Source organism: Streptomyces sp. NPDC051684 (assembly GCF_044453445.1).
Lineage (GTDB): Bacteria > Actinomycetota > Actinomycetes > Streptomycetales > Streptomycetaceae > Streptomyces.
Genome location: NZ_JBITCS010000007.1, coordinates 56,382 through 82,489, shown reverse-complemented (window position 1 = coordinate 82,489; position 26,108 = coordinate 56,382). Strand labels below are relative to the sequence as shown.

Annotated in this window: 30 protein-coding genes and 2 tRNA genes; 14 read left to right on the top strand and 18 right to left on the bottom strand. The window is 67.9% G+C overall.

The genetic code is table 11. From position 1 onward, the window contains the following. Positions 1–97 precede the first annotated feature (97 nt). Positions 98–1,198: a PP2C family protein-serine/threonine phosphatase gene (locus ACIA8D_RS10945; protein WP_399231059.1), complete on the top strand. Its 1,101-nt coding sequence runs from the start codon at positions 98–100 to the stop codon at positions 1,196–1,198. A 6-nt stretch (positions 1,199–1,204) separates the two neighbouring features. Here ACIA8D_RS10945 and ACIA8D_RS10940 read toward each other — a convergent pair whose 3' ends face one another. Continuing rightward, the gene (locus tag ACIA8D_RS10940; protein WP_399230793.1) at positions 1,205–2,386 is read right to left on the bottom strand and encodes a cation:proton antiporter; all 1,182 of its coding nucleotides are present in this window, start codon (positions 2,384–2,386) and stop codon (positions 1,205–1,207) included. A 143-nt stretch (positions 2,387–2,529) separates the two neighbouring features. Between ACIA8D_RS10940 and ACIA8D_RS10935 the strand changes: the two genes are divergently transcribed. Continuing rightward, positions 2,530–2,967: an HD domain-containing protein gene (locus ACIA8D_RS10935; RefSeq protein ID WP_399230791.1), complete on the top strand. Its 438-nt coding sequence runs from the start codon at positions 2,530–2,532 to the stop codon at positions 2,965–2,967. A gap of 29 nt (positions 2,968–2,996) precedes the next feature. Here ACIA8D_RS10935 and ACIA8D_RS10930 read toward each other — a convergent pair whose 3' ends face one another. Together ACIA8D_RS10930 and ACIA8D_RS10925 are read right to left on the bottom strand one after the other, a co-directional pair. Beyond that, a complete protein-coding gene (locus ACIA8D_RS10930; RefSeq protein WP_399230789.1) occupies positions 2,997–3,791 on the bottom strand; it encodes an SDR family NAD(P)-dependent oxidoreductase in 795 nt (264 codons plus the stop codon). 71 nt (positions 3,792–3,862) lie between these two features. Further along, on the bottom strand, positions 3,863–5,026 hold the full coding sequence (locus ACIA8D_RS10925; RefSeq protein WP_399230787.1) for an acyltransferase family protein: 1,164 nt from the start codon (positions 5,024–5,026) through the stop codon (positions 3,863–3,865). A 510-nt stretch (positions 5,027–5,536) separates the two neighbouring features. Here ACIA8D_RS10925 and ACIA8D_RS10920 point away from each other — a divergent pair. From ACIA8D_RS10920 to ACIA8D_RS10895, 6 genes are all read left to right on the top strand, one after another. Next, positions 5,537–5,731 carry a hypothetical protein gene (locus ACIA8D_RS10920; protein WP_399230785.1) on the top strand — a complete coding sequence of 65 codons (195 nt, stop codon included), beginning with the start codon at positions 5,537–5,539 and terminating at the stop codon, positions 5,729–5,731. Positions 5,732–6,342: 611 nt separating this feature from the next. Next, on the top strand, positions 6,343–6,933 hold the full coding sequence (locus ACIA8D_RS10915; protein ID WP_399230784.1) for a hypothetical protein: 591 nt from the start codon (positions 6,343–6,345) through the stop codon (positions 6,931–6,933). A 381-nt stretch (positions 6,934–7,314) separates the two neighbouring features. Next, a complete protein-coding gene (locus ACIA8D_RS10910; RefSeq protein WP_399230783.1) occupies positions 7,315–7,554 on the top strand; it encodes a hypothetical protein in 240 nt (79 codons plus the stop codon). Continuing rightward, positions 7,551–7,805: a hypothetical protein gene (locus tag ACIA8D_RS10905; RefSeq protein WP_399230780.1), complete on the top strand. Its 255-nt coding sequence runs from the start codon at positions 7,551–7,553 to the stop codon at positions 7,803–7,805. The genes ACIA8D_RS10910 and ACIA8D_RS10905 overlap by 4 nt, the downstream gene beginning before the upstream one ends. Next, positions 7,798–8,067 (top strand): hypothetical protein, encoded by a 270-nt coding sequence (locus ACIA8D_RS10900; RefSeq protein ID WP_399230779.1) that lies wholly within the window; start codon positions 7,798–7,800, stop codon positions 8,065–8,067. The genes ACIA8D_RS10905 and ACIA8D_RS10900 overlap by 8 nt, the downstream gene beginning before the upstream one ends. A 152-nt stretch (positions 8,068–8,219) precedes the next feature. Continuing rightward, the gene (locus ACIA8D_RS10895; protein ID WP_399230777.1) at positions 8,220–8,570 is read left to right on the top strand and encodes a hypothetical protein; all 351 of its coding nucleotides are present in this window, start codon (positions 8,220–8,222) and stop codon (positions 8,568–8,570) included. A 105-nt stretch (positions 8,571–8,675) separates the two neighbouring features. Here the strand turns inward: ACIA8D_RS10895 and ACIA8D_RS10890 are convergent, their stop codons facing one another. Both ACIA8D_RS10890 and ACIA8D_RS10885 read right to left on the bottom strand, forming a co-directional pair. After that, positions 8,676–9,305, bottom strand: coding sequence for a class I SAM-dependent methyltransferase (locus tag ACIA8D_RS10890; protein WP_399230776.1), 630 nt, complete (start codon positions 9,303–9,305; stop codon positions 8,676–8,678). Positions 9,306–9,384: 79 nt separating this feature from the next. Next, positions 9,385–9,930 (bottom strand): glycine-rich domain-containing protein, encoded by a 546-nt coding sequence (locus ACIA8D_RS10885; RefSeq protein WP_399230774.1) that lies wholly within the window; start codon positions 9,928–9,930, stop codon positions 9,385–9,387. Between the two features lie 323 nt (positions 9,931–10,253). On the opposite strand from ACIA8D_RS10885, the gene ACIA8D_RS10880 reads away from it, so the two are divergent. After that, positions 10,254–11,036 (top strand): XRE family transcriptional regulator, encoded by a 783-nt coding sequence (locus tag ACIA8D_RS10880; protein ID WP_399230773.1) that lies wholly within the window; start codon positions 10,254–10,256, stop codon positions 11,034–11,036. A 269-nt stretch (positions 11,037–11,305) separates the two neighbouring features. Here the strand turns inward: ACIA8D_RS10880 and ACIA8D_RS10875 are convergent, their stop codons facing one another. From ACIA8D_RS10875 to ACIA8D_RS10820, 12 genes are all read right to left on the bottom strand, one after another. Further along, positions 11,306–11,632, bottom strand: coding sequence for a hypothetical protein (locus ACIA8D_RS10875; RefSeq protein ID WP_399230771.1), 327 nt, complete (start codon positions 11,630–11,632; stop codon positions 11,306–11,308). Between the two features lie 4 nt (positions 11,633–11,636). Next, positions 11,637–12,818: a hypothetical protein gene (locus ACIA8D_RS10870; RefSeq protein WP_399230769.1), complete on the bottom strand. Its 1,182-nt coding sequence runs from the start codon at positions 12,816–12,818 to the stop codon at positions 11,637–11,639. A 235-nt stretch (positions 12,819–13,053) separates the two neighbouring features. Next, positions 13,054–13,626 carry a hypothetical protein gene (locus ACIA8D_RS10865; protein ID WP_399230768.1) on the bottom strand — a complete coding sequence of 191 codons (573 nt, stop codon included), beginning with the start codon at positions 13,624–13,626 and terminating at the stop codon, positions 13,054–13,056. 23 nt (positions 13,627–13,649) lie between these two features. Then, positions 13,650–14,606 carry a PD-(D/E)XK nuclease family protein gene (locus ACIA8D_RS10860; RefSeq protein WP_399230766.1) on the bottom strand — a complete coding sequence of 319 codons (957 nt, stop codon included), beginning with the start codon at positions 14,604–14,606 and terminating at the stop codon, positions 13,650–13,652. Beyond that, on the bottom strand, positions 14,603–15,226 hold the full coding sequence (locus tag ACIA8D_RS10855; protein WP_399230765.1) for a hypothetical protein: 624 nt from the start codon (positions 15,224–15,226) through the stop codon (positions 14,603–14,605). Before ACIA8D_RS10855 ends, ACIA8D_RS10860 begins: the two co-directional genes overlap by 4 nt. Next, positions 15,223–16,101: a hypothetical protein gene (locus ACIA8D_RS10850; protein WP_399230763.1), complete on the bottom strand. Its 879-nt coding sequence runs from the start codon at positions 16,099–16,101 to the stop codon at positions 15,223–15,225. The genes ACIA8D_RS10855 and ACIA8D_RS10850 overlap by 4 nt, the downstream gene beginning before the upstream one ends. Then, a complete protein-coding gene (locus tag ACIA8D_RS10845; protein WP_399230761.1) occupies positions 16,098–16,328 on the bottom strand; it encodes a hypothetical protein in 231 nt (76 codons plus the stop codon). The genes ACIA8D_RS10850 and ACIA8D_RS10845 overlap by 4 nt, the downstream gene beginning before the upstream one ends. Positions 16,329–16,412: 84 nt before the next feature. After that, positions 16,413–17,015, bottom strand: coding sequence for a hypothetical protein (locus tag ACIA8D_RS10840; RefSeq protein ID WP_399230759.1), 603 nt, complete (start codon positions 17,013–17,015; stop codon positions 16,413–16,415). 20 nt (positions 17,016–17,035) lie between these two features. Further along, a complete protein-coding gene (locus ACIA8D_RS10835; RefSeq protein WP_399230757.1) occupies positions 17,036–17,293 on the bottom strand; it encodes a hypothetical protein in 258 nt (85 codons plus the stop codon). Between the two features lie 157 nt (positions 17,294–17,450). Beyond that, complete coding sequence (locus ACIA8D_RS10830) at positions 17,451–17,699, bottom strand: hypothetical protein (RefSeq protein WP_399230755.1); 249 nt, start codon at positions 17,697–17,699, stop codon at positions 17,451–17,453. Positions 17,700–18,570: 871 nt separating this feature from the next. Then, positions 18,571–19,923 carry a tyrosine-type recombinase/integrase gene (locus tag ACIA8D_RS10825; RefSeq protein WP_399230754.1) on the bottom strand — a complete coding sequence of 451 codons (1,353 nt, stop codon included), beginning with the start codon at positions 19,921–19,923 and terminating at the stop codon, positions 18,571–18,573. A gap of 118 nt (positions 19,924–20,041) precedes the next feature. After that, positions 20,042–20,115: transfer RNA gene (locus tag ACIA8D_RS10820), tRNA-Gly, on the bottom strand. A 139-nt stretch (positions 20,116–20,254) separates the two neighbouring features. Between ACIA8D_RS10820 and ACIA8D_RS10815 the strand changes: the two genes are divergently transcribed. From ACIA8D_RS10815 to clpX, 5 genes are all read left to right on the top strand, one after another. Continuing rightward, positions 20,255–20,331, top strand: a tRNA-Pro gene (locus tag ACIA8D_RS10815). A 150-nt stretch (positions 20,332–20,481) separates the two neighbouring features. Beyond that, positions 20,482–21,855 (top strand): trigger factor, encoded by a 1,374-nt coding sequence (gene tig / locus ACIA8D_RS10810; RefSeq protein WP_399230752.1) that lies wholly within the window; start codon positions 20,482–20,484, stop codon positions 21,853–21,855. Positions 21,856–22,124: 269 nt separating this feature from the next. Further along, entirely contained in the window at positions 22,125–22,730 is a 606-nt protein-coding gene (locus tag ACIA8D_RS10805) for an ATP-dependent Clp protease proteolytic subunit (protein ID WP_266725478.1), read from the top strand. Positions 22,731–22,791: 61 nt separating this feature from the next. After that, positions 22,792–23,451, top strand: coding sequence for an ATP-dependent Clp protease proteolytic subunit (locus tag ACIA8D_RS10800; RefSeq protein ID WP_266719658.1), 660 nt, complete (start codon positions 22,792–22,794; stop codon positions 23,449–23,451). Positions 23,452–23,621: 170 nt separating this feature from the next. After that, a complete protein-coding gene (gene clpX, locus ACIA8D_RS10795) occupies positions 23,622–24,908 on the top strand; it encodes an ATP-dependent Clp protease ATP-binding subunit ClpX (RefSeq protein WP_399230750.1) in 1,287 nt (428 codons plus the stop codon). A 101-nt stretch (positions 24,909–25,009) separates the two neighbouring features. Here the strand turns inward: clpX and ACIA8D_RS10790 are convergent, their stop codons facing one another. After that, positions 25,010–26,053, bottom strand: coding sequence for a hypothetical protein (locus ACIA8D_RS10790; protein WP_399230749.1), 1,044 nt, complete (start codon positions 26,051–26,053; stop codon positions 25,010–25,012). Between the last annotated feature and the right edge of the window lie 55 nt (positions 26,054–26,108).

The window sequence follows — 26,108 nt, the reverse complement described above, 5'->3', positions numbered from 1 at the left end:
ACCCGGTGGATAAGGTCCACGAACAATGGCGGTACGACGAGAACGGCGCGGGCGCGGACAGCGCGCGGAAGCCGATACGTTCCCGGCCCGGTTGAGGATGCGTGTGCACCGGGCTCGCACGGCCGTGCGCAAATCCGGGGTGGACTACTTCCGCGGGGACGGTTCGGACTGGATCGCGCTCGTCGGGCTGCTCATCACGATCCCGGTGATCGCCGCGGCGACGATCCTGAACCCCGTCTGGTGCGCGCCCGCCGTCCTCGTCCTGCCGATCGTCGCGGGCGGCCTGCTGCTGCGCCCGGCCAGCCTGCTCGGTCTCTACGCGGCGGCGGCAGCGGCGCTGATCGTGGAATCGTTCCAGCTCGGCCCCTACACGCAGCGCTCGGCCGGGGTCACGCCCGGCACCGTGCTCACGGTCGCGGCCTGCGGGTTCTTCGGCCTGCTCATCGCCCAGTTCCGCAGCCGCGTCGGCGTGCCCTGGCGGCGTGGCGGAACGATGCTCTTCGACCTGCGCGAGCGGATCCGCACGCAGAGCCGGCTGCCCAAGCTGCCGCCGGGCTGGCACCGCGAGATGGCGCTGCGCCCGGCGGGCGGCCAGTCGTTCTCCGGTGACTTCGTGGTGGCGGCCCGTACGAACAACGGCCGCACGCTGGAGGTCGTCCTCACGGATGTGTCCGGCAAGGGCATGGACGCGGCCTCGCGGGCGCTGCTCCTGGCCGGAGCCTTCAGCGGGCTGCTCGGCTCGCTGCCGCCGCACGCCTTCCTGCCCGCGGCCAACGGCTATCTGCTCCGCCAGGACTGGGACGAGGGCTTCGCGACCTCGATCCACCTCGTCCTGGACCTCGAATCGGGGGACTACGAGCTGTACTCCGCGGGCCACCCGCCGGGCCTCCAGCTCAGCTCGGGCACCGGGCGCTGGGAGGAGAAGGCGGCCGAGGGCCCGCTGCTCGGCGTCTACGACGGGGCCGAGTTCGACGCCACGAAGGGCACCTTGCGCCCCGGTGACGTGCTGATGCTGTTCACGGACGGCCTCGTCGAGACCTCCGACCGGGACATCAGCGAGGGCATCGACCGCCTCACAGGGGAAGCCGACCGGTATGTGACCGGCGGCTTCCACGGTGCGGCCTGGCACCTCATCGAGGCGGTGGCCAAGGACGTCAACGACGACCGGGCGCTGCTGCTGATCTGCCGGGACGCGTGAGCGGCCCTACACCCCGGCGCCGACCCGAGGTTCTTCGAGGACCGGCGCCGGCTCCTTGATCGGTAGGGTCCGGGCCAGCCACGCGGAGCGGCCCGCGGCCATCGGGCCGAGCACCGCGAGCAGCAGCACGTATCCGGCGATGAACGGCGAGAGCCGTTCTTCGAGCCCCGCCCCCGCGGCCATCGTCGCGAGGATCAGCGCGAACTCGCCGCGCGCCAGCAACGTGGTGGAGATGTTGGCGGCGGGCCCGGCCCCGAAGCCGTAGATCTTCGCTCCGCCGATCCCCGCGAGGACGTTCATGACGAGCGTCAGCGCGACCGCGGCGAGCACCGGCCACAGCACCGTCGGCAGGTCGCCGGGGTCGATGGAGAGCCCGAACCCGAAGAAGAAGATCGCTCCGAAGGCGTCCCGCAGCGGGTGCACCAGCGTACGGATCCGCTCGCCGGAGGCGGTCGAGCCGAGCATCAGGCCGACCATGAACGCCCCGATGGCGTCGGCGACCCCGAACCACTCGGAGACCCCCGCCACGAACACGGCGGTGCCGAGGAACGAGATGACGAGGAGCTCGTCGTCCTTGGTGTTGAAGAGCTTGCCGACGATCCGGGTCCCGAATCGCGCCGCGAGCGAGAGCAGCAGCAGGAACCCGAAGGCCTTGCCGCCGTCGAGCACGGCGGCCGACAGCGAGTCGGCGCCGGACAGGATCGGTTGCAGGGCGGCCAGATACAGGGCGAGGAAGATGTCCTCGACCACGATGATCCCGAGGATCGGCTTGGTCTCGGGGTTGCCGAGCCGGCCGGTGTCGACGAGGACCTTGGTGACGATCGCGGACGACGAGATGCCGAGCACCCCGGCGAGGACCAGAGCTTCGGATGTGCCCCAACCGAGGGCGAATCCGAAACCGAGGCCGGCGCCGACGTTCAGCGCGAGGTACGTCCCTCCGGCGACGGCCATCTTGCGGCCGCCGGTCTTCAGGTCGTCCATGTGGAACTCGAGGCCGAGATAGAAGAGCAGCAGTACGAGGCCGAGCGCGGAGAGCATCTCCAGGTCGTGCGGGTCGGAGAGCAGCACGACGCCCGGTGTGTGGGGGCCGAGGAGTATCCCGGCCAGGATGAACAGGGGAATGGTGGGGAGTCCTATGCGCCCGCCGAGGCGAGCGAGGACGGCGGCGGCCAGGAATGCGCCGCCCATGGCGATCAAGGTGTCTGCGTGTCCGATGGGCCCGTTCCTCCTTGGTCAAGAGAACGTCAAGAAAGCGTCAATACTTAGCTTACCAAACGACCTGGGTCCAAAGTCCCGAGTACGTGCGGGGGCCGCGTGAGAGGCTCTGCGGCATGCTCACGCTGACGGAAGTGGAGGCCCTGGCGCGGCGGGCCCACGAGGGCCAGAAGGACAAGGCGGGCCGCCCCTACGCGGAGCACCTGGCGGCCGTCGCCGAGGGCACCCGCGTCCGGGGCGGCGGCGAGGCCCAGATCGCCGCGGCCTGGCTGCACGACGCGATCGAGGACGACGCGCTCACGGAGGAGTGGCTGGACGCGGCCGCGCTCCCGGCGGAGACGAAGGCGGTCGTCCGGGCGCTGACCAAGCACAAGGGCGAGCCCCCGGAGGCGTACGCGCGGCGCATCCTCGCGACCCCCGGCGCCCGCCTGGTCAAGGAGGCGGACCTGGCCCACAACGCGGATCCGGGCCGGCTCGCCGTGCTCGACGAGGCGACCCGGAATCGCCTGACCCAGAAGTACGCGAGGATGTGCGCGCTGCTGGGGATCGACTGAGTGTTCTACGGCCGTAAAAGCCCTGGGCCCTACGGCAGGATCGAGTCCACGTACCCGCCGTCCACCCGCAGCGCGCCGCCCGTCGTCGCGCTCGACAGGTCGGAGGCGAGGTAGACCACCATGTTCGCGATCTCCTCGGGCTCGATGAGCCGCTGCAACAGGGACTGCGGCCGGTGCTCGCGCATGAAGGCCCGCTGCGCCTCGTCCCAGGGCAGGTCACGGTCGACGAGTTCGTAGACGAAGTCCTCGACGCCGCCCGTGTGGGTGGGGCCAGCGATGACGGAGTTGACGGTCACGCCGCTGCCGGCGGCCTGCTTCGCGAAGCCGCGGGTCACGGAGAGCAGCGCCGTCTTGGACATCCCGTAGTGGATCATCTCGGCGGGGATCACCACGGCGGAGTCGCTCGCGATGTTCTGGATCCGGCCCCAGCCGCGCTCGGTCATGCCGGGCAGACAGTGGCGGATGAGGCGGACCGCGGCCAGTACGTTGACCTCGAAGTAGCGGCGCCACTCCTCGTCGGTGATCTCCAGCGGGTCGGCGGAGCCGAAGATGCCGAGGTTGTTGACCAGGATGTCGATGTGGGGGAGCGCCTCGGCGGCGTCCCGCAGACCGTCCTCGGTGGTGACGTCGGCCGCGACCGGCACCAGGTCGGCGTCCGGGGCCTCGGCGCGGATCCGGGACACGGCCTCGTCGACGCGCTCCCGGGTCCTGCCGTTGACGCCGACGCGGGCCCCGGAGCGGGCGAGGCCCGTCGCGATGGCGGCGCCGATGCCCTGGGTGGAACCGGTGACCAGGGCGGTGCGTCCCGTCAGATCGATCCGCATGGGCCGGGCTCCTCGTGGTTCGGGTAAGGGTGGGCGGGGGCGTCCCCTGTCCCACCCTTACCCGAACCACGTCAGGCGCGCTGCCTGGCCCGTGCCGTCTCGGTGGCGTCCTTCTTGAACGCCCACGGCATCTTCGGCTCCATGGCGAAGCGGAAGGCCCGTTGCACCGGTGGCGTGCACAGGGCGGTGACGACCGCGCCCGCGATGAGCGTGACGGCGACCTCGCCGTACGGGGTGTGCGTCCAGTCCGCGTCGAACCAGCCCCAGAACCGGGAGCCCTTCGCCAGGAACCCGTGCAGCAGATAGCCGTACAGCGTTCCGGCGCCGAGCACCGTGAACCACGTCCTGCGGCCCGGCACCCACGCGAAGAAGCAGGCGGTGAGCACGATCGAGCAGCCGAACAGGGCGAGCGTCATGACGACGCCGACCCACCACGGGACGCCCAGTTCCTGCGCGCTGTCGCGGTGGTAGAACCACACGGACGTCATGCGCGGGGCCGCCCAGTAGGCGAGCACGAAGGCGCACAGGCCGATCGGCACGGACAGGATCCGCACCTCCCGCCGCCGCACGAGCTGGAAGTGCTCGGGCTTCAGGAACAGGCCGAGCACGAAGAACGGCAGGAACTGCAGGACGCGCTGCAGGTCCAGGTCGTCGCCGATGTCGGGGGAGACCACCGCGAGCACGGCGATGGCGATGGAGAGCGGGATCGGCCAGCGGACGATCTTCCACAGCGGAGTGGTGAGCCGCCAGATGAACAGCGCGACGAGGAACCAGGTCAGGAACCACGGGTCGAGCAGGCTGATCGGATGCGTGGGGTCGTCGTCCGCGTACTTCTTGAAGATGCTGTACGCGACCTCGAAGATCACATAGGGCACGGCGACGCCGGTGATCAGGCGCCGCAGCCGGTCGGGCCGCATGTCGAAGCTGCGCGAGAAATAGCCGGAGATGATGATGAACGCCGGCATGTGGAACGTGTAGACGATCTCGTACAGCGCTTCGGCGGTACGGCTGCCGTCCGTGAGCGGTTCCCAGGAATGGCCCATCGCGACGAAGACGATGGCCAGGTATTTGGCGTTGTCGAAGAACGCGTCGCGCTGCTTGGGCTTGGGCTTGGGCTTGGGGGTGTCGGCCGGAGCGGGGGCCGTTTTCTGCTGGGGGGCGACTTCCGCGGTGGGCCGCGCGGTCTGTGGCAGCGGGGTGCGGTGCGAGCCCTGTGGGTGCAGCGAGTTGGTCACAGGCCCTCCCACCAGGAACTCGGGGAGATCGTGGGGGGCCGCACTGCGCCGGTGGGGATGATGGCAGTGTGGAACATCTGAGGCACCTTAGTGGGGCCTCTGTGATTTCGTAAAACCCTCAACTCGATTCCTCCTTGGTGTTTCCGGGTACCCCGTTTGCGCGAAAGTCCGCATGGGGTTTGTGCGGTTGTGCCCCACCGCTTTGCCCGCACTTGGTGAAATGACCGATTCGTCCCGTACTGCTCGGGCGGTAATTGGACATCGCTTTTCCTTGATTTTCCTGTGTGCAAACCAAGGGGAAACTGAGAGAAAGCCTGCAGGCCGTGCCGGCGGTGGGCGCGCGGGGCGGCCGGGACGATAGAAACGATCAAGCCGAAACCCGCGGGTACGTGGCCGACGATGCGTCACGGGCCGCATAGGCGCGCCGGGTTGGTGGCACGATGGTTCTGGCGGGGGGTGCGGCTTCACCCTCCGGGCCGGGAGAGCGGACCGACCTAGGGTGTGATCAGTGTGGCCATTTCGCTGTCAGTGGTGCTGTTGTTGGCGATCGTTCTCGTCGTCCTCATGCGCGGCGGCTCGATCAAGGCTGGGCCCGCCATAGTCGCGGTCCTCTTCGGCTTCTTCCTCGCATCGACCGGAATGGCGCCCGCGATCAACAACTTCCTCAACTCGGTCGCGGACAGCGTCAGCGCGATCAAATTCTGAGGCGGCGGTCCAGGGCGCCCGGCGGAGGTCGCGGAAAAGCCTCCGGCCCGGTCCACGAGGAGTGGATCCGGGCCGGAGGCTTTTCACGAGAGCGGGCGACGGGAATCGAACCCGCGTAGCTAGTTTGGAAGTCTCGTTGGGGTGGGCCAACGGGGTGCAACTGTAGCCCACTTGTGCCTCCCACCTGCAACGACAGCTGGCATGCCCTGTGTGTGGAGTCGCAGAAGAACGCCCTGGTGGGCGGTAGCTAGGGGACGTTAGGGGGCGCCGAGGGGGTGTGCAGCCGCACCTCATATCGCACGTCGCCGGAGGTAACGGGAGCTCTGGGGGGCGACTGTGAGGTGGCGTCGGCGGCCCGGTGTGCGGCTCGCTGATGAGGATCGCCGTGCCGGACCGTACGCCCCGCCTCGGGGGGGGCGGTCCATGGGGGGCGTGGGCGTGCCTCCATGGAGTGCGTGTGTGGGTGGGCGTTGATGCCATGGTGCATAACGGGTTGTACCGGAAGCCAGGGACTAAAGCACCGCTAGATAGGCCCTTTGGGCACTATGTGCGCGATACACGCAGTTCCTACCTTGGAGTGACCAACCCCCGCTCACAGCGAAGGCACAGTCATGACCACACCCACGGCTCCCGTCCCCGGCAACGACTCCTCGAAGAAGCCGGCCTCCAAGGTCAAGAAGGTTGCAATCGGCGGCGCCGCGGCCGTGGCCCTCCTCGGCATCGGCGGCATGGCAACTGGCGGCGGCTCCGACGACTCGACCCCCACCGCTTCGTCGAGTAGTTCGTCGGAGAAGGCTGCACCGGAGTCCAAGGAGAAGGAGTCGACCGACACCACCTCGAACGAGGGCACCGACGCAGTGGCGGCCGACGAAAAGACGGAGCAAGACTCGGCGGCGAGCAGCGAGAACCAGTCCGACGCCGACGCGCTGAAGGCGGCTGTCGCCGACGACGCATCCACAACGGCAGCCATGAAGAGCGCCGTCGCGGACCACGTAACCAAGGTCAACGCCACCGACGGCAGCGTGAACATCTACACCGATCTGTCCGGCGACCTCATGTCCAGTGACACCGGCACTGGCAAGCTGATCGTCTCCGCCGCCACAGACTGGGCCAAGGACACGCACGAGTCCTTCGCGGAGGGGGCAGGTCTGATCACCGTCTACAACGCGAGTGGCGACATCCTCTCCAACGGCAACTACTGAGCCGCAACGTTGCACCCAGTCCTGCGTACGGACTGCCGCCTCAGCACAACTAGGGACCGCTTTGTCTGAACGGTCAACGGTCCCCGCGTCGCTGACGTTCGCGGCCGTGCCAGTTGGCGTCATCTCCGTGCCATCACGAGGCACCTGGACTGGTGTGTGAGACCGGTAACGAAACCCCGTGATCAATTTCCATCGTGCCCGGCCCGCCGCCTAGCGTCCCCCGGACACACCGACAGCCGGGGGGCTTGCGGAGCGGAGCACGAGAGCGATGATCCCCCTTGCAGTAAGCGGCCCACCGCCTCACGGATGGGAGGCCGAGTATCTGGTGGTCGCGCTCACATTCATCGGCGCGGCCATCTACTTCGGCTTCAAGGGGCGCAAGTGAACCTGCGCGAAGACAAGTGGGAAATCCTCGTCGTGGTCTCGGCGGCCGTGAGCACCGGCAATGCTGCCGTGGAGTACCACGGATGGGCCCGTTTGTTCTGGCTGGCCCTCGGCATCTTCTGCGTCAGCGCCTGGTGCCGCGAGATCCGCAAGAACCGCCGCAAGCGCCGTGAGCTGCGCCGGGCATGGCTGGCGCACTTCGACCGCCTCATGCGCGACGAGGTGAAGCGCCGATGACGTCGCGTTGGAAGCGGGTGTGGTGGGCTGCGCGACAGCCGGACCCACCGAAGAAGCTCACCGTCCGGGAGGCCGTGGCGACCGTCGTCGTGTTCGCGGCCATCGTCTGCGTCTATGGGCTCATCACCGGCAGGTGGGAGGGCGCGATCGGCGGCGCGATAAGTGGCGGCGGGGGCAGCCTGCTGGGCCGGTGGTGGAACGGCCGCATCGCCCAGCCCGAGTACGAAGACGGAGACGGAGACGATGAGTAACGCCGGGCCGCTGAAGCCCTTCCAGACGGAAGACCGTGACGAAGCCATGGGCTGTGCCAGCGGCTGTTTCATCGTCGTGCTCGGCGGTGTCCTCGCGTTCGTCGTGGGGGTCCTCGTACAGGCGGCGTGGCAGATGCCCTTGCTGACCATTGTGGCCGGGCTTCTCGCCCTGGTCGGCGGGTTCTGGCTTGGTTCCCGGCTGTGGCCGCGTGTGGAGCGCTTCGTGCCCGACCCGTTCCCCGAGGACGACGACGATGAATAGGCATCTGCGCTTCGGTATGGCTAGCGGCTTCCTGCTTCTCGGCGGCGTTGCCGGTGTGGCCACGGGGCGGTGGCAAACCGTCGCCGGTGTCCTCGTGGGCAGCGCCGTCATGTACGCCCTGCTCCGGATCCTCTTGCCGGGGGACGGTGCAAATGATCATTAACGTCCTGGTCCGGATCATGTACGCGCTGATCTTCGGCGGCATGGTCGCCTACGTCGCGCAGGGCCTGTTCCACGACGGCTGGGTGTCGGCGGCCTTCGGTGCCGTCACCGTCGCTGTCTGCGCCGTCTGGAACCTGCGGCGGGCCACGGTGCCCCGCGACAAGCGGCTCGGCCGCACCGGCACCCGTCTCAGCCGGTTTCTGCTCACCCGTACCGGCCTGGTGGTCGTCTTCGTCGTGCTGGCGCTGTGCGCAGTGCTCGCCATCGCACTCGGCGACGACGAATGCCCCTCGATGGACGCCGCCGGGAAGTGCCGCATGCCCCGCCACATGAACTGGTAGCCGCACACGAGAGGGCCCCGGCCGGGGTAGATCGGCCGGGGCCCTTCGCTGTGTGGGCGCTTCCCCTGGGTACGACTCCAGCGGTGAAGGGCTAGTGGGCGCGGCCTACACGGTTGCCCGGATCAGCATCGTTGCCGCGCTCTGGCCCGTCGGCGGTTCGATGATCTCGGTGCGGACGCCGGTGAATCCGTGGCGGTGCAGGAGCTTGGTCCACTCCTCGGGCGTGCGGTCGTGGCGCATGCCGGCCTTGCCCGGCTTGAGTTCCTGGCTACCGGCCGGAAGGTGGGAGAACGCGAGGGTTCCGCCCTCGTTCATGCGGGCCCGTACGAGGGGCAGCAGCATGTCGGGGTCCACGAACCAGACTGCGCCGAAGATGGACAGCACCACATCGAAGGTGGCGGCCTCGGTGGCCAGGTAGTCGACGGCCTCGGTCGTGCGGAAGTCCAGGCCGGGTAGGTGTCCCCAGCGTTCGCGTGCGGCGGCCTCGCGACTCGGGGCAACGTCCACGCCCGTGCAGGTGGCGCCGAGCGTGGCCAGGTGGGCGAGGTTGTCGCCGTTGCCGGAGCCCAGCTCCAACACCTTCAGGCCCGCGAGCGGCGTGCCGAGTACGCCCTCGTCGGGGCCGTGGTCCGGGTACTGGGTCCAGTTGAGCCACGTCGACTGGCCCCGCGCATTCACCGCACGGCGCGGTGTGCGCTCCTTGGCGAAGCGGTCCCAGGTCTCGGCGAGCGACATGCAGATGGTTCCTCTCACAGGGGGACGGGGCCCGCCCCTGAATGTAGAGGGGAGGGCCCCAACTCTCTGACTTTGTCGCCTACTTGCCCTTGCCCGTGTTGGGCGAGTCGGTGCACCCGGCGTGGCACTGTGTGCACTTCGCGCCCATGTTCCACAGCTCGCGGTCGATCACGAAGCCCGCGGCCTCGATGGCCGCGACGGTGGCCTCCAGGACCATCGGCCGGCCGTCGGCGTCAGCCTCCGCCTTGTCGTCGTCGGTGGCGCACGCGACGTCACCGGCGCGCTTCTTGTCACCCTCCCCGCCGGTGTTGCACTGAACACACAGATCGGTTTCCAGCTCGGGGACATGGTGGATGTAGCGGCCGAAGTGCCCGTAGGTGAACTGGTGGTACGGGATGGTGTCGAGCATGAACGAGTGAACGCCCTTGTCGACCTCGACGGACGGACCCATGAGAGTGTCCGGGTTCTCGCCCGCCGCGACGAAGTAGGCGACGGTCTGGCCGAAAATGCGCTCGGCCTTGTCCAGGTTGATGTCGGGGTCGCGCATGATCAGCTTCACTTGCCGCTCCCACACGTCCTGGGGGACGAACGTCTTCGGGTCGCGGCCCTTCACGGCTGTGCTCATGCTGGTGTGCCTCCACGCGATTGGGGATTCGTGGTGCTTGGCGAGCGTCCTCCGCCTCGGCGGCACCTGGGGCAGATACAGGGCGGCATCACGCCGGTCGCCGAGGGGTCTCCGCCCTCGCCCTCGTAGAGGGTCCGTGTCGGAGTGTGCGTGCCGTCTGCTCTGACCGTGTACGCGCTGATGCGGATGGACATGGCTCCCATCCTGTGGCAGCGCGGCGACCATAACGACGTCGCTTCGGGCGTCGATAAGGCGGCATGTCGGCGTCACACGAAGGCGTCAAACCGGTGTCATTAGAGGCGGTGCGGAACTAGCCTCGAACCATGACCACCACAGCACAGGTACAGACGAACGACGTCCTGCGTGCCGTGCGTATCGGCATGCAGCTCTCGCAGGACGAGTTCGCGCACGGACTCCGCAATGCCGGCCGAGAGCTGGGCGAACCCAACGAGGCCAGTAAACGCCTCGTACAGCGGTGGGAGTCGGGCCAGACCCGCACCTGCCGTCCGCTGTATGCCCGCGCTCTTCAGCGGCTCACGGGGCGCCCCATTGAAGCACTCGGGTTCGCGCTCGCGGTACCCGCTTCCCGTGTCCACGAGGACGGCGCGGGCGGCCATGACATGGACGCCGGGGCCACGGGTGCCGCGGAAGCATCCGGAAGCCCGGCGACAGAAGCACAGGGACAGGCGGTGGACTACTCGGGTATCTGGCTGAGCCACTATGAGTTCTACAGCTCGGGCCGCGACTCCACGTTCGAGGGCAAGCATCACGTCCTGCTCGTTCAGCGCGGCAACCGGCTCACCGCTGAGTCCCTGCCCGGAGCGTCCAGCAACCCCGACAGCCCCCTGCACCTCGACCTCACGGCGGACCGGAACATCGTCACCGGGTCCTGGATCGAGCAGACCGCTTCCGACGGCTACTACCGGGGCGCCCGCTACCACGGGGCAATCCAGATGCTCATCGAGCCGACCGGCCGCCGCATGGTGGGCAAGTGGGTCGGCTTCGGCAAGGACTTCGACGTGAACACCGGGCCGTGGGAACTGCGGCTCCTCGACACATCGACATCGAAAGCGGCCGTCGAGCGCTATTCCCGCCCCCCGGAGTAGGTCGCCGGTTCGGTCGCCCGCATCCCTGGGGGTTTGGTACGACGTGCCTACTCGTTCGGGTGATCCCGTGCGCTGGGTGCAACCATCTCCTGCCAGGCAGGTTGTACTACGCATGGGTGTGTGAACGGTCCGTCATGGCGAAACGGGTGCACGTTCCTCCGCCGTTCGCACGCCTCAAGCCCCGTCGCTCGTCCTCGAACCCGAGCGGCGGGGCTCCGCTCGCTCGTTGTGCTCGGCCCTTGTGCTTGCCCGCACGACAATCCTCGTCGCTACGTGTCCGGAACGTCGATACGCCGACCCGGTTTCAGCGTCGCCAGGCGGTTCACGACCTCGACGCGGAAGAGGTCATCGCACACTGCACACCCGTCCGCCCACACGGAGTCGCACCCGTCGCGGGGGTCAATGAGAAGGATCAATTCGCCAAGTTCGTTGAGCTGGTGATCGTCGAGACCATCGGCGCTGATGCCCCAGCCTCGCAGGATGCCCCGCATCAGCACCGCGCCCCGCTCCGCACGCTCCGCATCCGTAGCCGGAACGCGGATCGGCATGCTGGACGCGACGGTGAGGAAGGCAGCGGCCAAGTCCTTCTTCGTCACGATGTCATCGCCCTTTCAATGATCGTTGGTGCGGCTCATTGAAGTCCTTCTCCAAGACGTCCGGCGTGGTCTCTAGGACGCGTCGAAACAGGGTCCCCACGACCCAAGTACCAGCGACCAAGAAGGCGTTGATCATGAACGTCAGCTGGTGCCCAAGGCTCTCCGTGACGGCCCCACCGACCGCATTGCCCACCGCTCCACTCACCAGGGAGAGGCCCACCATCAGCGTGTACGCCCTGGTGAGCGCTGCCCGGGAAGCCAGCGTGTCCAGCAGCGCAGAGGAGGCGATGGCGGCTGGCCCGTTGCACAGGCCAAGCATGAACAGGGAGGGAAACAGCAGCGTAAGGCTGCCTGCGGCGCACGCGGTGAGGCCAACGGCAACAGATGAGCCAGCCACGGCCGCAAGCAGCAGTCGGGCCGCGGAACGGCGCCATGGGCGGGATCCGAAACCCAGCCCTGCGGTGATCTCTCCTGCCGACATCATCGCGATCAGCACTCCACTGTTCGTCGCGTTTCCGAGTGCCAGTGCAGCGGCCGGTACAGCGACGGCAACCATGCCGGCCGAGAGCCCGGTCCCTGCTGCGATCAACAACAAGACGGCCAGACCGGCGTTCTTGCGGACGCCGTCCTGCCCGGCGGACATCCGAGCAGGCCTCCAGTTTCTGGAAGCCCGGGTCGTGGAGAAGAGCAGCCCCGCCGCACCGGCTAGGGAGCCGCCCGTCACTACGGCTGCGCTCGGCCCCGCCATGACCAGCAGCAGCGACGTCACCAGCGGCCCGCTCAGAAGCGCGAGTTGGAAGAGCACAGCCAGCATCGCGTAACCGGCCGTGCGCGCCGCGGTCCCTCGGAGCAGCTCGGCCAGCAGCACTCGCATGCTGCCGGTGGTTGCCGGAATGCAAGCCCCCATTCCAGCGCTGGCCGCGACGGCGATACTCGTCCCGTCCGCTGTCGGCACCGCAGCCACCAGCAACACGGACCAGGCCGTGCAGGCCACGCCTACCGGCGCGAGGATCCTCGCCTGGCCGTAGCGGTCGATGAGCCGGCCCTGCGCTGTCATTCCGGCGGCGTTGCCCAGGCCGAACGCTGCTGAGGCCAGCCCGCCGACAGTGAATGAATCGGTCAACTGGTGCACATACAGCAGCAGGCCGAGGCCCAGCATGCCGATGGGAAGCGCGCCGAGCACCATGGCTAGGAGCGGGACACGGAGGCCTGGAGTTCTCAGGACATTGAGATAGCCCTGCATGGGGACATGCCTTTCCAGCATGCCCACCCACCCGGGAGCCGAACTCCCAATGACCCACCATCACTTCACGACGGTGCGGCTGACACTTCGGGACTGTACGGCCGTTGATGGGCGAGCTCAATGGTGTGCGAGGGCTACAGCGCATGGTGCCGCGTTGCCCCGCCGTCCGGGTGAGGAGCTACGCCCGGACGGCCGAGATCTCCAGCACTCGGATCACCGCTTCTTGGGCGGCAGGGAAGGGGGCGAGGGCGTCGAGGATCTCGCGGAAGAGGGACATCAGCTCCGGGTCGGCCAGCCGTGCACCGGAGTCGGACGCGGGGCTTGTCGCGACGTCTGCGGGTCGGGGGAGCCAGTCACGGGCGCTCTTCGCGGCGGAGACCACCAGGGCGGCAGCCTCGCGGGGTGTGAGCGTCTCCGCGTCGTCAGGGGCGGGTACCTGCGCGGTGGCGGTGGCGAGGACCTTCAAGAGCCCTTCCATGGAGGCGGTGGCGAGGCGCTGTTGCAGGTGCCGGGCCCCGAGCGCCCACAGCTGTTCGGCTTCCCGGTCGTAGGCATCGACGCGCTCGGTCCACTGACGGGATGCGGCGAGGTTTCGGGTTCTGCCGTAGGACAGCCCCAGTTCCCCGGCGGCGTCCCGCAGGGTTCGGGCGGGCCCCATGCCGAGGAAGATCCGGAAGCGTCGGAAGTCCTCGGCGCTCTCGTCCGGCTGCCTGTCCCATGGGTCCGGGGCATGGTCACAGCTCGTCGCCACCGGTGACAGATTGTCACCTGTTGTCACGCCTGCCCCCCGCTGCTGGCTTCGGAATGCTGCGCGGTCAGGCGAACACTGATCGCCCCCTTGGCTGACCAGCCGACCCGGACGCGCCCGTACTGGCCAGCCGTCACTTGCGTCAGCTCGGCACGTGCCAGAGCCTTGGCGGCCTTCGCGTCGCTCTCGGCTGCACCGGCCCGCAAGTAGCTAAGCGCGGCCCGCTCGACGCCCCCGACGAGCGAGGGGTCGGCGTCTTGGACGTCGTCGACGACGGGGAGCCCACCGACCGCCGACCAGCACCGCGCCCGGAATGGACAGGACGGGCACTCGTATCGGGGCTGCGCGGTGTCGCGGGGCGCCTCATCGGGGGCCTTGGACCACTCGACGAGGCGAGCGATGCGCGAGTAGACGGCGCCTTCTTGCTCGGGGCCGAACTCTTCGACGAACACCTCGACCTCCCCGCGTTCGCGCCCCACGTAGACGACGGCGGTGTGGGAGACGCGACGCCCCGACTGCACGAGGCCGAGCCCGTACGCCCAGATCTGGAGCTTGTGGGCTCTGGTGGGGCCGGTAAGCCGCCTATCCGAGAGGATCGAGCCGGTGACGCTCTTCACGTCCACGACGACGGCTTCGGCCTCCGGTACCGCCAAGGCGAACGTGGCGAGGTCGAGGTGCCCCGGAATACAGACCCCGTCCGAGTCCACCTGGACCGGGAACTCGACGACAGTGCGACCGCCCAGTACCTGTGCGAGCCGGGGCAGCAGACCAGCGTGAATCCAGGTGCCGAGATTCGCGGCCCGGTTCTCCTTGGACGAGGTCGCGGTCGGCGGCACCGGGATGCCGGCCAAGGCGTACGCGGCGCGGCGCGTACAGGCCCCCAGCCCGGACATCGAGAGCCCTTCTTGCGAGTGCGGATTGGCCGCTGTTTCGGCACGGAACGCGGCAGCGAGGATCTCCCGCAATTTGGACTCCACCGTCATGAGGACTCCTCGGGGAACTGGGCCTCGTACGCCTCTTGGCGGGACGGATGACAGCGGCGCTTCTTCTTGCCTCGTTGTGAGCGGCTCCCGCGCCCTTGGCAGTACTCGCCGGGCTGCGCCCCGCACTGGGGGGCCGGACAGGCGACCGCGATGCACGGGTTCTGCTGCCAGGTGATCGCCGCTTGAATGAGCTGGCGTGCGTCGTCGGGAACGTAGGGAGGGTTCCCGGTGCTGCCTGTGCCGGGCGCGCTGTCGAGTGAAGGGCGGTCGGCCGTCGGCCATTGCCCGGTGGCGGCAGCCTCCACTCGCTGCGCCCGCAGCCGAGCCAGATACGTCTCGGGATTGTCCGGGTCCGCGTCCGGGGCGGGCTCGGGGGCGCCGCTGAGGTTGGCGCGGCGTCTGTTCCCGCAGCAGCCAACAATCTCCGCTGGGGTCACCGGGAAACGGTTGGTGCGGTAGTGCTCGCGCAGGCACTCCACGGCGACGGCGTATGGGACGTCCGCGAGGATGCGGTGCCACAGCTTGGCGCATAGTTCCTTGGCCTTGTCGTCGCTGTCGTCGCGCACGCCGGAGATCACCGCGGACGCGGCCAAGAGCAGGCCCGTCTCTCGGAGGTTCACAGCAGCCCCCGAACGTCGGCTTCCGCGTCAGCCCGGTCCCCCACGAGACCACCGACGACACGCGCCCAGTCCTCCGCCGTGTTCTTCCTGTTGCTGCTGCTTGTGCCCCGTTCGCGGGCCGCGAGATGGCGGCTAAAGTCGCGCCACCCCTCCGGCGCCATCTCCTGCGCAAGTTCGAGCAGTTGGCGTGGGCCGTAGCCGTCTTGCAGGAGATCGACTGCGGATCGGCGCACTTCGTTGATGAGCTTTCTAGGTGCCGGGTGTTCGTGGGATGCGTTGTACGCGGCGGTCCATGCCTCGGCGACGTACTCGGCGCCGTCTGAGAGAGAGATCCCCGTAAGGGGATCTATAGGATTGGAGAGGATCTGGCCACGCGAGTCACGCCGTGACGGATCGCCCTGACCTGCGGAAACGTCTTCAAATTGCATCTGCGTGAGCGTTTCGGGGAGCGCTTCGCGGAGCATCGATGGCTGTCCCATCGGCTCCGCAGCGACACGTTCGTGCCGTGCGTGGGGTGGAGGCGAGGACGCTCCTCGGTGCCTGCGCTGCCGCTCCGCGTCGCTCTTTCGCTTCGCTTCCACCTGAGCCCGCGACTGTTGGTATGCCGCGTAGTCGTGCACCACGAAGCCGCCGTCCGGGGGCTGCACGCAGCGCGCACACTGATGCCCGCTTCGGTGCCACAAGTCGTACGTGACGAGCTTGGCGATCTGCTTCTTGGTGCCCAGCTTCCGGGCGACCGGGGCCGGAATGTAGCCGTCGGTCAATTGCCGACCGCAGTAGCACATCCCCTTGATGAAGAGGAACCCAGCGGTCGGCCCCACGGCGACGACCTTCGGGTGCTCGTCGAAGCCGTCGTCCAGCTTGAGCCAGCTCACTTGCCGCACCCCCACGCGTCGAGGAGACGGTCAAGGTGGTGGAGCTGGTCGACGATCGAGAGGACGCTATGGCTGAGGACGCGGACAGTTTGCATGTCGTCCTCGTCACCGGCTGTGGCGATGATGCGGACGACCGGGTCGGCGGCGGCGACGGCGTCCGCCAGGGCGGCGCCGACGGCTCGCGCTTGTGGACTGCGATAGATGTCGGTGTGAACTCCACCATCCATCGGGCAAGTGTTCGATATCTCTTCCATGATTGTCTCCACATGAAGAGGGAGTGGCGGTGTGCCCCTGGGCGGGGTGCGCCGCGATCAGAACGGGGGCTGGTCGGTCTGCTGCTGTACGCCGTCGGCGGCCACTGGGAAGCCCTGATTGGCCGGGTGCACGCTCGGGTCGCCGGGCACGGAGAATGCGCCGGGTACAGCGGCTTGAGCCTCGGCCATCGAGGGCGCGGGCGCAGCCTGCGGTTGCGGCGGGGGCGTGTACCGGGCCGCGTAGATCTTGCGGTTGTTCTGCTTCGATACACAGGACAGCTCAAGCCAGCCGCCGACTTCGATGCCCGTCACTCCGGCGTCCTGCACGGCTTGCCGGATCGCGTCCCGGCGCTGGCCTTTGCGGATCTCCACGATCCACCGCTGCGCCTGCGGGCCGGTGCCGTCGCGGAGTAGAGCCCGCATCATCATTTGCGGCACTTCAGCCTCGATAAATTTCCCCTGGCCAGTTACGAAGTCGGTGTCCTGCTCCAGCAAGACCGACGTCACGAACCCGCGAACCGTCTGGCCCGGATCGAGGGTGGCGTAACGGCTCTCGCCTTGCCCATCGAGGAATGCACGCTGCTCCTCAACGGTGGGAACGAGGGGCTTGATTGCGGGCGGTGCCGCTGCGCTGTCTGCTGAGTTCGGGAAATCAGCCACGCGAGAAGTTCCTCATCTCGTCAGTTGCCTGGTTGGAGGCCATGCCCGAGACGGACGCCAGGCCCCCACAGGCGGATGACCCGGCCGTGATTCGTGGGGACCGCCGATCGGATCCACCCGACGACTCGTATCCAGCCGTCGAGGTAGAGGAGTTTGATGACAAGCCCCAGATGGTTGGGGTGGCAGGGCGGTACGCCGTGGCGTCGGCGTACGTCGTCGGCGCAGACCTTGTGCCCCTGCTCGACGAGCGCGATCACGTCGGCCTTGACGTCGGCCATCCATGTCGCGCAGCTACTGGGGGTTTCGGCATCCCACAGGGGCAGCTGGTCCTCATGAGGGTGGCGCATCAGTGCCCCGGCCAGCTCGGGGCCCGGTGTGGTGCTGAGCCGTACTTGAACCCAGTCTCGGTGTCCGTTCGGTGCCTTGCGCCGTTCATCACGCACCCGCCTCGGCAGCCTCGGTGTCCCCCTCGGCGGGCAGGATGCCGACGGCGCGCCGGACTTCGTCGATGGATACCCCGAACTGCTCGGCGACGTACGCGATGGGGATGCAGACGGTTCGACGCGTGCCTCGGTTCGGGATGGAGCCGTCCCTGATACCGCGATACACGGTGTCCCTGGACTCTCCCTTGAGAGCCGCGAACTCGATGGCCGTGAGGCCGAGCCGCAAGGTGCTGGTCGTCATTACAGTCCCTCCCGCCCGCCGCATCCGAGGTCAGATCAAGGCAACGGCAAGCGTTATCAGAGCAATTGACGGTTCTGTGTGCAGTGAGACGGGTGCGTCCCGTGACATCGCAAGCGTCCTACGCCGACCGCTCTAAGCGCACTAGTGTGCGGTGACATGTCAAATGAAAAGCCGTGGCACAGAGGTCGAGACGATGAGGACCCGGAGTGGATCGCGTTCTCCTCGGAGGACCCCTGTGAACGCTGCGGAGGCGAAGATCCGGGGCAGCGCGTGAAGCTGCCGGGGCGTGGGGGCCTGTCGTTGCCGCGATGGCTCCACCTCGAAATGGAATGGCCGGATCGGTACCTAACGCTTGTGTTGCTGATCAGCGACAGCGAACCCATCGCGGTTGTTGGACGGCACATGCGGCCGCCGCTGGCCGCGGGGGAGCACGGGCCGGCCGCTGGGATCTCTCAGAAGGTGCTCGCGCATGTGCTTCGGTCTGCCGCCGCCTCGGGCGGTCTGGGTGCGTGCGAGTGGTGGCCGGGGCCAGCCCACGCGCCCGTACCAGAAGATGACGAGGCGCTCCAGGAGATCAAACGACGCTTGAAGCCAGATTGGGAGCCCACCGAGAAGAGGGGTCTTGACAGGGGCCTTGACATGGCGAAGCTCTACACGAGGCTAAGCAAGGACGGTTGGGACGACCCGTTGAAGGAAACCGCCGACCGCTTCCACGTAGCTGAACGGACAGTGCGCCGATCCTTGAATCGCGTGGAGGACGAGGGGATCTGCCCCGACTGCCTCTTCCCCGCCCGGCGGGCACCGAGGCGTCTGTAAGCGGGTGAGGTGGTGAGCGCCAGACAGGCGCTCACCACCGAGGTTCGTTGACGAATCAGCTTGCAGCCTTCCTCGCCCGACGAAGACTCAGCACGTCAACACGCCCATCGAGCATCGCCTGCATCTTTTCGGCGATCTCCGCGTCTCCTTGTTCGGTCGCGTGCTGATACCGCAGCGCGGCTCGTGCGGAGCTGTGCCCCAAGCGCTTCATGGATTGCTTCAGCGGGGTCCCGAGCGCGGCCGTCACGGTCCCCGACGTGTGCCGCAGATCGTGCATGTGGAGATCCTGTCGGCCGATCTCGGCCCGCACCTTGCCCCACAACTCCGCACGGCGAGACCGGGCCATGAGCCCGCCCTTGGCGCCGACGAACACGAAGGCGTCCAGATCCTCCCCGACGTAACGCTCAAGGTGTTCTTGGAGAATGCGCACCGTACTGGGCGGCAGCTTGACCGTGCGGAACCCGGCGTGGGACTTCGGCATCGGCTTGACCGTGACGCCCTTGCCCTTTGTCTCCTGGAGCGCTTGTTCCACGCGTACGGTCCCCTCCTCAAGGTCGACGTGGCGGCGCTGGAGAGCGAACAGTTCGCCGCCCCGTAGTGCGCTCCAGAGCTTCAGGTGGACAGCGGCGCGGAAGCGGTCGGGCGCAGCGTCGGCGGCTCGCTCGGCCTCTTGTACCGAGGCGATGGGGCGCTCTGGTGTTCGGATCGCATCGGCGCCGGGAATGTTGCACGGGTTCGAATGCACCCGCCCCTCACGGATGGCTGCCATGAACGCCGTCTTCAGCAGCTTGTAAGCGTGCGCCGTGCGGGTGTGGCCGGCGTCTGCCCGGACGTTGGCTTGGGCGGCACGGCGAGCAGCTTCACCGGCGCTGCGGGCAGACGGCTCGGCCCCGTGCGCGGCGGACGCCTTCGAGCCTCGGGGAGCTGTGGCGCGGGCACACCGGATCACCTCGGCGTATGCCTTGCGGTACGCAGCGTTACCGTCTCGCTCGACCACGTGCGCATGGACCGTGCGTTTCACGGCGCTGCGCCACTCGGCCACGAGGCTCGGCGTGATGCGGCCGAGGGCGACGTCGCCGAGACGGATGCCGCCGACCGCGCCGAGGATGAAGTGCCGGGCGATGCCCTCGTACAGCTCGACCGTCTGCGGCTGGAGATCTTCGCAGTGGCGCTTGAGCCAGGGAGTGAACCAGCTCTCGAAGGTGACCGAGTTCAGTTCCGGGGCGATCCACTTGTTGTCGATGCGTTCGGACAGGCTCTTGGCGAGCGCGGCCTCGGCGGCCTTCTTGGTCGGGAAGGTGCCGGGAAGGTTGCGGCGCTTGCCGTCGGGTCCGGTGTACCGGACCTCGTACCGTCCGGACTTCAGTTGTCGGACGGAACCGCTCCCTCGACGAGGGGCTCGGGTCATGGGTGATCACGCTCTCTCGGATCCCGCTAGGGGAGGTTAGGGGACGCGACCCATCCCGAGAGACTCAAACGATCTTGCTGGATATGAGAAAAGGCGCCTCTGACCAGCGCCTTTCTCGTGGAGCGGGCGACGGGAATCGAACCCGCGTAGCTAGTTTGGAAGACTAGGGCTCTACCATTGAGCTACGCCCGCACGGCCGCACCGCAGGTCGGTGACCGCGGTACGCAGGCATCGTAGCGGGTCGGGGGCGTCGAGCGCACACCCCCTTTCCGGCGGCCCGCAGCGCGGGCGCCGCACGGCCTGCGGGCATGTACCCTACGTGTCGCACCGACGGGGTGTGGCGCAGCTTGGTAGCGCGTCCGCTTTGGGAGCGGAAGGCCGTGGGTTCAAATCCCGCCACCCCGACCAGCGTTCGGGCGCAGGTCGTGAGACCGCCCCGGGGTTCTCCAAGATCGCATTGTGGGTCCGCAGCGGCGTGCCGTTACTATGCAAGCTGCATGCCCGTGTGTCTCTCAAGCCGGGCACGATCCCAGAAGTCAGCCCCCAAGGAGACCCACCGTGAAGAGCGCCGTCGAGACCCTGAACCCGACCCGGGTTCGGCTCAGCATTGAGGTGCCCTTCGAGGAGCTCAAGGACAGCCTCGACGCGGCGTACAAGAAGATCAACCAGCAGGTCACGGTGAAGGGCTTCCGCAAGGGCAAGATCCCGGCCCGCGTCATCGACCAGCGGTTCGGTCGCGGCGCGGTGCTCGAAGAGGCCGTCAATGACGCGCTCCCGAAGTTCTACACCGAGGCCGTCAACGAGGCGGAGCTCAACGTCCTCGGGCAGCCCGAGGTCGACATCACGGACCTGAAGGACGGCGAGACGCTGAACTTCACCGCTGAGGTCGACGTCCGCCCGACGATCGAGATCCCGGACTACTCCGGCATCGAGGTCGAGGTCGACGCCACCGAGGTCACCGAGGAGGACGTCGACAAGGCCGTCGAGCAGCTGCGCGACCGCTTCGCCTCCACCGCGCCGGTCGAGCGCGCCGCCGAGGACGGCGACGTCGTGACGATCGACCTGGAGGCCAAGGTCGAGGGCGAGGTCCTCGAGGACGGCGTCGCCTCCGGCGTCTCGTACACCATCGGCTCGGGCGAGCTCCTCGACGGCATCGACGACGCCGTCAAGGGCCTGGAGGCCGGTGGCGAGGCCACCTTCACCTCCGAGCTCAAGGGCGGCTCCGCCGAGGGCAAGGACGCCGAGGTCACCGTGAAGGTGTCCCAGGTCGCCAAGCGTGAACTGCCCGAGCTGGACGACGAGTTCGCGCAGCTCGCCTCCGAGTTCGACACCCTCGAGGAGCTGAGGGGCGACAGCCGCAAGCGCCTCGAGAACCAGAAGCTGAACGACCAGGCCACGCAGGCTCAGGAGCGCGTCCTCGAGAAGCTGCTCGAGCTGGTCGAGGTCCCCGTCCCGGAGAAGCTCCTCGAGGACGAGGTCCAGACCCGCAAGCACAACCTCGAGAACCACCAGCTCGCCCAGATGGGCCTGAACCTCGAGAAGTTCCTCGAGATCCAGGGCAAGACGGTCGAGGAGTTCGACGCCGAGACGAGCGAGCAGGCCGTCAAGGGCATCAAGACGCAGTTCGTCCTCGACGAGCTCGTCAACAAGGAGAAGCTGAACGTCAGCCAGGAGGAGCTCACCGAGCACCTCATGCGCCGCGCCGCCTCCTCCGGCATGTCCCCCGACCAGTTCGCCCAGGCCGTCGTCGAGGGTGGCCAGGTCCCGATGCTCGTCGGCGAGGTCGCCCGCGGAAAGGCCCTTGCCACGGTCGTCGAGGCCGCCACGGTCAAGGACACCAACGGCGAGGTCGTCGACCTGTCGGACGACGAGGAGGAGACGGAGGAGGCCGCTGAGGCCGCCGCCGAGTCCGCCGAGGCCGAGGACAAGTAAGCGCTCCGCCCAGGAACGTGTGACTGAGGCCCCCGGGAACCGCTGCGGTTCCCGGGGGCCTCGGTTGTTCCGCCGGGGGTGCGGGCAGCCGTGGCGACCTGCGCTCACAGCGAACAGTTCCATCCGCGGGATTCCCCGGAGGGGGCCGCGCGTTAGGGTCCATGAAGAGGAGGGCAGGGGAGTCCGAGCACGGCCCCCGGCCCCAGCTAAAGACGCGAGACGGCGCGTGCAGCCGTCAGAGACGAGCAGGTGGATACGTGACGAATCTGATGCCTTCCGCCGCAGGCGAGCCGTCCATCGGTGGTGGCCTCGGCGACCATGTCTACAACCGGCTGCTCGGCGAGCGCATCGTCTTCCTCGGCCAGCAGGTCGACGACGACATCGCGAACAAGATCACCGCACAGATGCTGCTCCTTGCCGCCGACCCGGACAAGGACATCTTCCTGTACATCAACAGCCCCGGCGGTTCGGTGACGGCCGGCATGGCGATCTACGACACCATGCAGTACATCCCGAACGACGTCGTCACCATCGGCATGGGCATGGCCGCCTCCATGGGCCAGTTCCTGCTGACCGGTGGCTCGGCCGGCAAGCGCTTCGCGCTGCCGCACACCGACATCCTGATGCACCAGGGCTCCGCGGGCATCGGCGGTACCGCCTCGGACGTGAAGATCCAGGCCGAGTACCTGCTGCGCACGAAGAAGCGCATGGCCGAGATCACCGCGCGGCACTCCGGCCAGAGCGTCGAGACGATCATCCGTGACGGTGACCGCGACCGCTGGTTCACCACCGAGGAGGCCAAGGAGTACGGCCTCATCGACGAGATCATCACTGCCGCTACGGGCGTTCCGGGCGGCGGCGGCACCGGCGCCTGATCCCCGCGATCACGTCGGCACAGCCGGCCAAGCCCACCCTCACCAGGACGGAACACCGACCATGAACAACTTCCCCGGCAGCGGCCTGTACCAGGGCCCCCAGGTCGACAACCGCTACGTGGTGCCGCGCTTCGTCGAGCGCACCTCGCAGGGCGTGCGCGAGTACGACCCGTACGCGAAGCTCTTCGAGGAGCGCATCATCTTCCTCGGCGTGCAGATCGACGACGCGTCGGCCAACGACGTCATGGCGCAGCTGCTGTGCCTGGAGTCGATGGACCCGGACCGCGACATCTCCATCTACATCAACAGCCCCGGCGGCTCGTTCACGGCCCTCACGGCCATCTACGACACGATGCAGTTCGTGAAGCCGGACATCCAGACGGTCTGCATGGGCCAGGCCGCCTCCGCGGCCGCCGTCCTGCTGGCCGCCGGCACCCCGGGCAAGCGCATGGCGCTGACCAACGCCCGTGTGCTGATCCACCAGCCCTCGGGCGGCACCGGCCGTGAGCAGCTCTCCGACCTGGAGATCGCGGCCAACGAGATCATGCGCATGCGTGCCCAGCTGGAGGACATGCTGGCCAAGCACTCGACGACGCCGATCGAGAAGATCCGCGACGACATCGAGCGCGACAAGATCCTCACGGCCGAGGACGCGCTCGCGTACGGCCTGGTCGACCAGGTCGTCTCGACGCGCAAGATGAACAACGAGGCGATCGCGTAAGACCGCGCTGTATCGTCTGCCATTCCCCTTGGCGCGGGCACGAACTCCCAACGGGGTGAAGTGAACCGTGCCAAGGGGGGCCCGAACGGGGGGCCCGGCAAGGTACCGTCGGATACAGGCACCAGGAGCCGCTTTACGCGAGCGTCTCCCAGGCGAAGGGGAAGCACCTCGTGGCACGCATCGGTGACGGCGGCGATCTGCTCAAGTGCTCGTTCTGCGGAAAGAGCCAGAAGCAGGTCAAGAAGCTCATCGCAGGCCCCGGTGTGTACATCTGCGACGAGTGCATCGACCTCTGCAACGAGATCATCGAGGAAGAGCTCGCGGAGACGAGCGAAGTGCGCTGGGAAGAGCTTCCCAAGCCGCGCGAGATCTACGAGTTCCTCGAGAGCTATGTCGTAGGACAGGAAGCCGCCAAGAAGGCCCTGTCCGTCGCGGTGTACAACCACTACAAGCGCGTCCAGGCCGGTGAGAACGGCGGGGCGAACGGGCGGGACGACGCGATCGAACTCGCGAAGTCCAACATCCTTCTCCTCGGCCCGACCGGTTCCGGCAAGACGCTCCTCGCGCAGACGCTGGCGCGGATGCTCAACGTCCCGTTCGCCATCGCCGACGCGACGGCGCTGACGGAGGCGGGCTACGTCGGCGAGGACGTCGAGAACATTCTGCTGAAGCTGATCCAGGCGGCCGACTACGACGTCAAGAAGGCCGAGACCGGGATCATCTACATCGACGAGATCGACAAGGTCGCCCGCAAGTCGGAGAACCCGTCGATCACCCGTGATGTGAGCGGTGAGGGCGTGCAGCAGGCGCTCCTCAAGATCCTCGAGGGCACCAGCGCCTCGGTCCCGCCGCAGGGCGGCCGCAAGCACCCGCACCAGGAGTTCATCCAGATCGACACGACGAACGTGCTGTTCATCGTGGGCGGCGCGTTCGCCGGTCTGGAGAAGATCATCGAGTCGCGGGCCGGAGCCAAGGGCATCGGCTTCGGCGCGACGCTGCACTCCAAGCGCGAGCTGGACGAGAAGGACCAGTTCCAGGAGGTCATGCCGGAGGACCTGGTGAAGTTCGGGATGATCCCCGAGTTCATCGGTCGCCTCCCGGTCATCACCGCGGTCCAGAACCTCGACCGTGAGGCGCTGCTCCAGATCCTCGTCGAGCCGAAGAACGCTCTGGTCAAGCAGTACCAGCGGCTCTTCGAACTCGACGGTGTGGAGCTGGACTTCGAGCGCGAGGCGCTGGAGGCCATCGCCGACCAGGCGATCCTGCGCCGCACCGGGGCGCGCGGGCTGCGCGCCATCATGGAGGAGGTCCTCCAGTCGGTGATGTACGAGGTGCCGTCCCGCAAGGACGTCGCCCGCGTCGTCATCACCGCGGACGCCGTTCACTCGAACGTGAACCCGACGCTGATCCCGCGCGACGCCCGTGGCGGCGGCAGCGGAGAGCAGAAGTCGGCGTAGCCGAACGCCAGTCGGCGCGAGAGCGCGAGAAGGGCCCCGGTCGGATCTCCGGCCGGGGCCCTTCTCGTGCGGTGCGCGCGGTGCGCGGTGCGATGCGGGCGTCAGGACTTGACGCGGACCTCGTCGCGCAGCTTCGCCGTCGTGTCGGCCGCCTCGCTCAGCGGCTGCTCCTTCTTCGCGATGATGGCGCCGCTGTCGGAGTACACGATGTACGTGACCGTGCTGTGGTCACCCCAGATGCACATCGGCATCTTGAAGCTCGACGGCACGCCCGCCGTGGACGAACTGCCGCCGGGCATCGCGTACTTGGCGTTCTGGCACTTCATGACGCCGTTCTTGAAGCCGGCCGGCTCGAACTTCTGCGGCGAGCCCTCGAAGGAGACCTTGGCGCCGCTCGCGCCACCGGCCTCTTCCTTGGACTTCTTCTCCATCTCGGTGAACATCGAGTCGACGACCTTCTCCGGGTCCTCGATCTTGCCGTAGACGCCACCGAAGTTGATCGCCTTGACCGAGGTGCCGGAGCCCGCCTTGTAGCTGGCGTTCACGCTCTTGGGGTCGGTCACGCCCCACTTCTTGGCCTCGGCGAGGTCACTGTCGCTGAAGGTGCCGCTGCTGGAGGTGTTCGAGCTGCTCTTCTGGTACTCGCCCAGGACCGTGGCCGGCGTCGTCAGCTTGTGCGCGCCGTCGTCCGCCACGGACGAGCCGCTGCCGCCGCTGTCCCCGCCGCCGAAGATGAAGTAGCCACCCACCCCGAGCGCCGCCACCACGGCGACCGCGCCGATCACGATGCCCAGCACCTTCTTGTTGCCGCCCCCGCCGGCGGGCGGCTGCTGCGGGTACTGGCCGTACGGAGCCTGCTGCGGCTGCCCGTACGGACCCGGCTGCTGGGGCTGGCCGTAACCGCCGGGCGCCTGGGGCTGGCCGTACGGGGCGCCCGGGGGCTGCTGCGGGGGAACGCCCTGCGGCGCCTGCTGCGGCGGCTGCTGCGGGTAACCGTAGCCGGGCTGCGGAGCCTGCTGCGGCTGCCCGTACGGACCCGGCTGCTGCGGCTGGCCGTAGGGGCCCGGCTGCTGGGGCTGCTGACCGTACGGACCCGGCTGCTGCGGCGGCTGGTTCCCGTACGGGCCCGGCTGGTTGTGGCTCATTACTGGCATTCCCTCCCGTTGCTTATGTGCTGCCGACATCCTGACGTACGTGGGT

Excerpts from the sequence above, each read along its gene's own strand:
- ACIA8D_RS10945 (WP_399231059.1), top strand. The coding sequence starts at position 98 with ATGCGTGTGCACCGGGCTCGCACGGCCGTGCGCAAATCCGGGGTGGAC.
- ACIA8D_RS10940 (WP_399230793.1), bottom strand. The coding sequence starts at position 2,386 with ATGGGCGGCGCATTCCTGGCCGCCGCCGTCCTCGCTCGCCTCGGCGGG.
- ACIA8D_RS10935 (WP_399230791.1), top strand. The coding sequence starts at position 2,530 with ATGCTCACGCTGACGGAAGTGGAGGCCCTGGCGCGGCGGGCCCACGAG.
- ACIA8D_RS10930 (WP_399230789.1), bottom strand. The coding sequence starts at position 3,791 with ATGCGGATCGATCTGACGGGACGCACCGCCCTGGTCACCGGTTCCACC.
- ACIA8D_RS10915 (WP_399230784.1), top strand. The coding sequence starts at position 6,343 with ATGACCACACCCACGGCTCCCGTCCCCGGCAACGACTCCTCGAAGAAG.
- ACIA8D_RS10905 (WP_399230780.1), top strand. The coding sequence starts at position 7,551 with ATGACGTCGCGTTGGAAGCGGGTGTGGTGGGCTGCGCGACAGCCGGAC.
- ACIA8D_RS10900 (WP_399230779.1), top strand. The coding sequence starts at position 7,798 with ATGAGTAACGCCGGGCCGCTGAAGCCCTTCCAGACGGAAGACCGTGAC.
- ACIA8D_RS10895 (WP_399230777.1), top strand. The coding sequence starts at position 8,220 with ATGATCATTAACGTCCTGGTCCGGATCATGTACGCGCTGATCTTCGGC.
- ACIA8D_RS10890 (WP_399230776.1), bottom strand. The coding sequence starts at position 9,305 with ATGTCGCTCGCCGAGACCTGGGACCGCTTCGCCAAGGAGCGCACACCG.
- ACIA8D_RS10885 (WP_399230774.1), bottom strand. The coding sequence starts at position 9,930 with ATGAGCACAGCCGTGAAGGGCCGCGACCCGAAGACGTTCGTCCCCCAG.
- ACIA8D_RS10880 (WP_399230773.1), top strand. The coding sequence starts at position 10,254 with ATGACCACCACAGCACAGGTACAGACGAACGACGTCCTGCGTGCCGTG.
- ACIA8D_RS10870 (WP_399230769.1), bottom strand. The coding sequence starts at position 12,818 with ATGGTGCTCGGCGCGCTTCCCATCGGCATGCTGGGCCTCGGCCTGCTG.
- ACIA8D_RS10860 (WP_399230766.1), bottom strand. The coding sequence starts at position 14,606 with ATGACGGTGGAGTCCAAATTGCGGGAGATCCTCGCTGCCGCGTTCCGT.
- ACIA8D_RS10845 (WP_399230761.1), bottom strand. The coding sequence starts at position 16,328 with ATGGATGGTGGAGTTCACACCGACATCTATCGCAGTCCACAAGCGCGA.
- ACIA8D_RS10835 (WP_399230757.1), bottom strand. The coding sequence starts at position 17,293 with ATGGCCGACGTCAAGGCCGACGTGATCGCGCTCGTCGAGCAGGGGCAC.
- ACIA8D_RS10830 (WP_399230755.1), bottom strand. The coding sequence starts at position 17,699 with ATGACGACCAGCACCTTGCGGCTCGGCCTCACGGCCATCGAGTTCGCG.
- ACIA8D_RS10825 (WP_399230754.1), bottom strand. The coding sequence starts at position 19,923 with ATGACCCGAGCCCCTCGTCGAGGGAGCGGTTCCGTCCGACAACTGAAG.
- ACIA8D_RS10805 (WP_266725478.1), top strand. The coding sequence starts at position 22,125 with ATGCCTTCCGCCGCAGGCGAGCCGTCCATCGGTGGTGGCCTCGGCGAC.
- ACIA8D_RS10800 (WP_266719658.1), top strand. The coding sequence starts at position 22,792 with ATGAACAACTTCCCCGGCAGCGGCCTGTACCAGGGCCCCCAGGTCGAC.
- ACIA8D_RS10790 (WP_399230749.1), bottom strand. The coding sequence starts at position 26,053 with ATGAGCCACAACCAGCCGGGCCCGTACGGGAACCAGCCGCCGCAGCAG.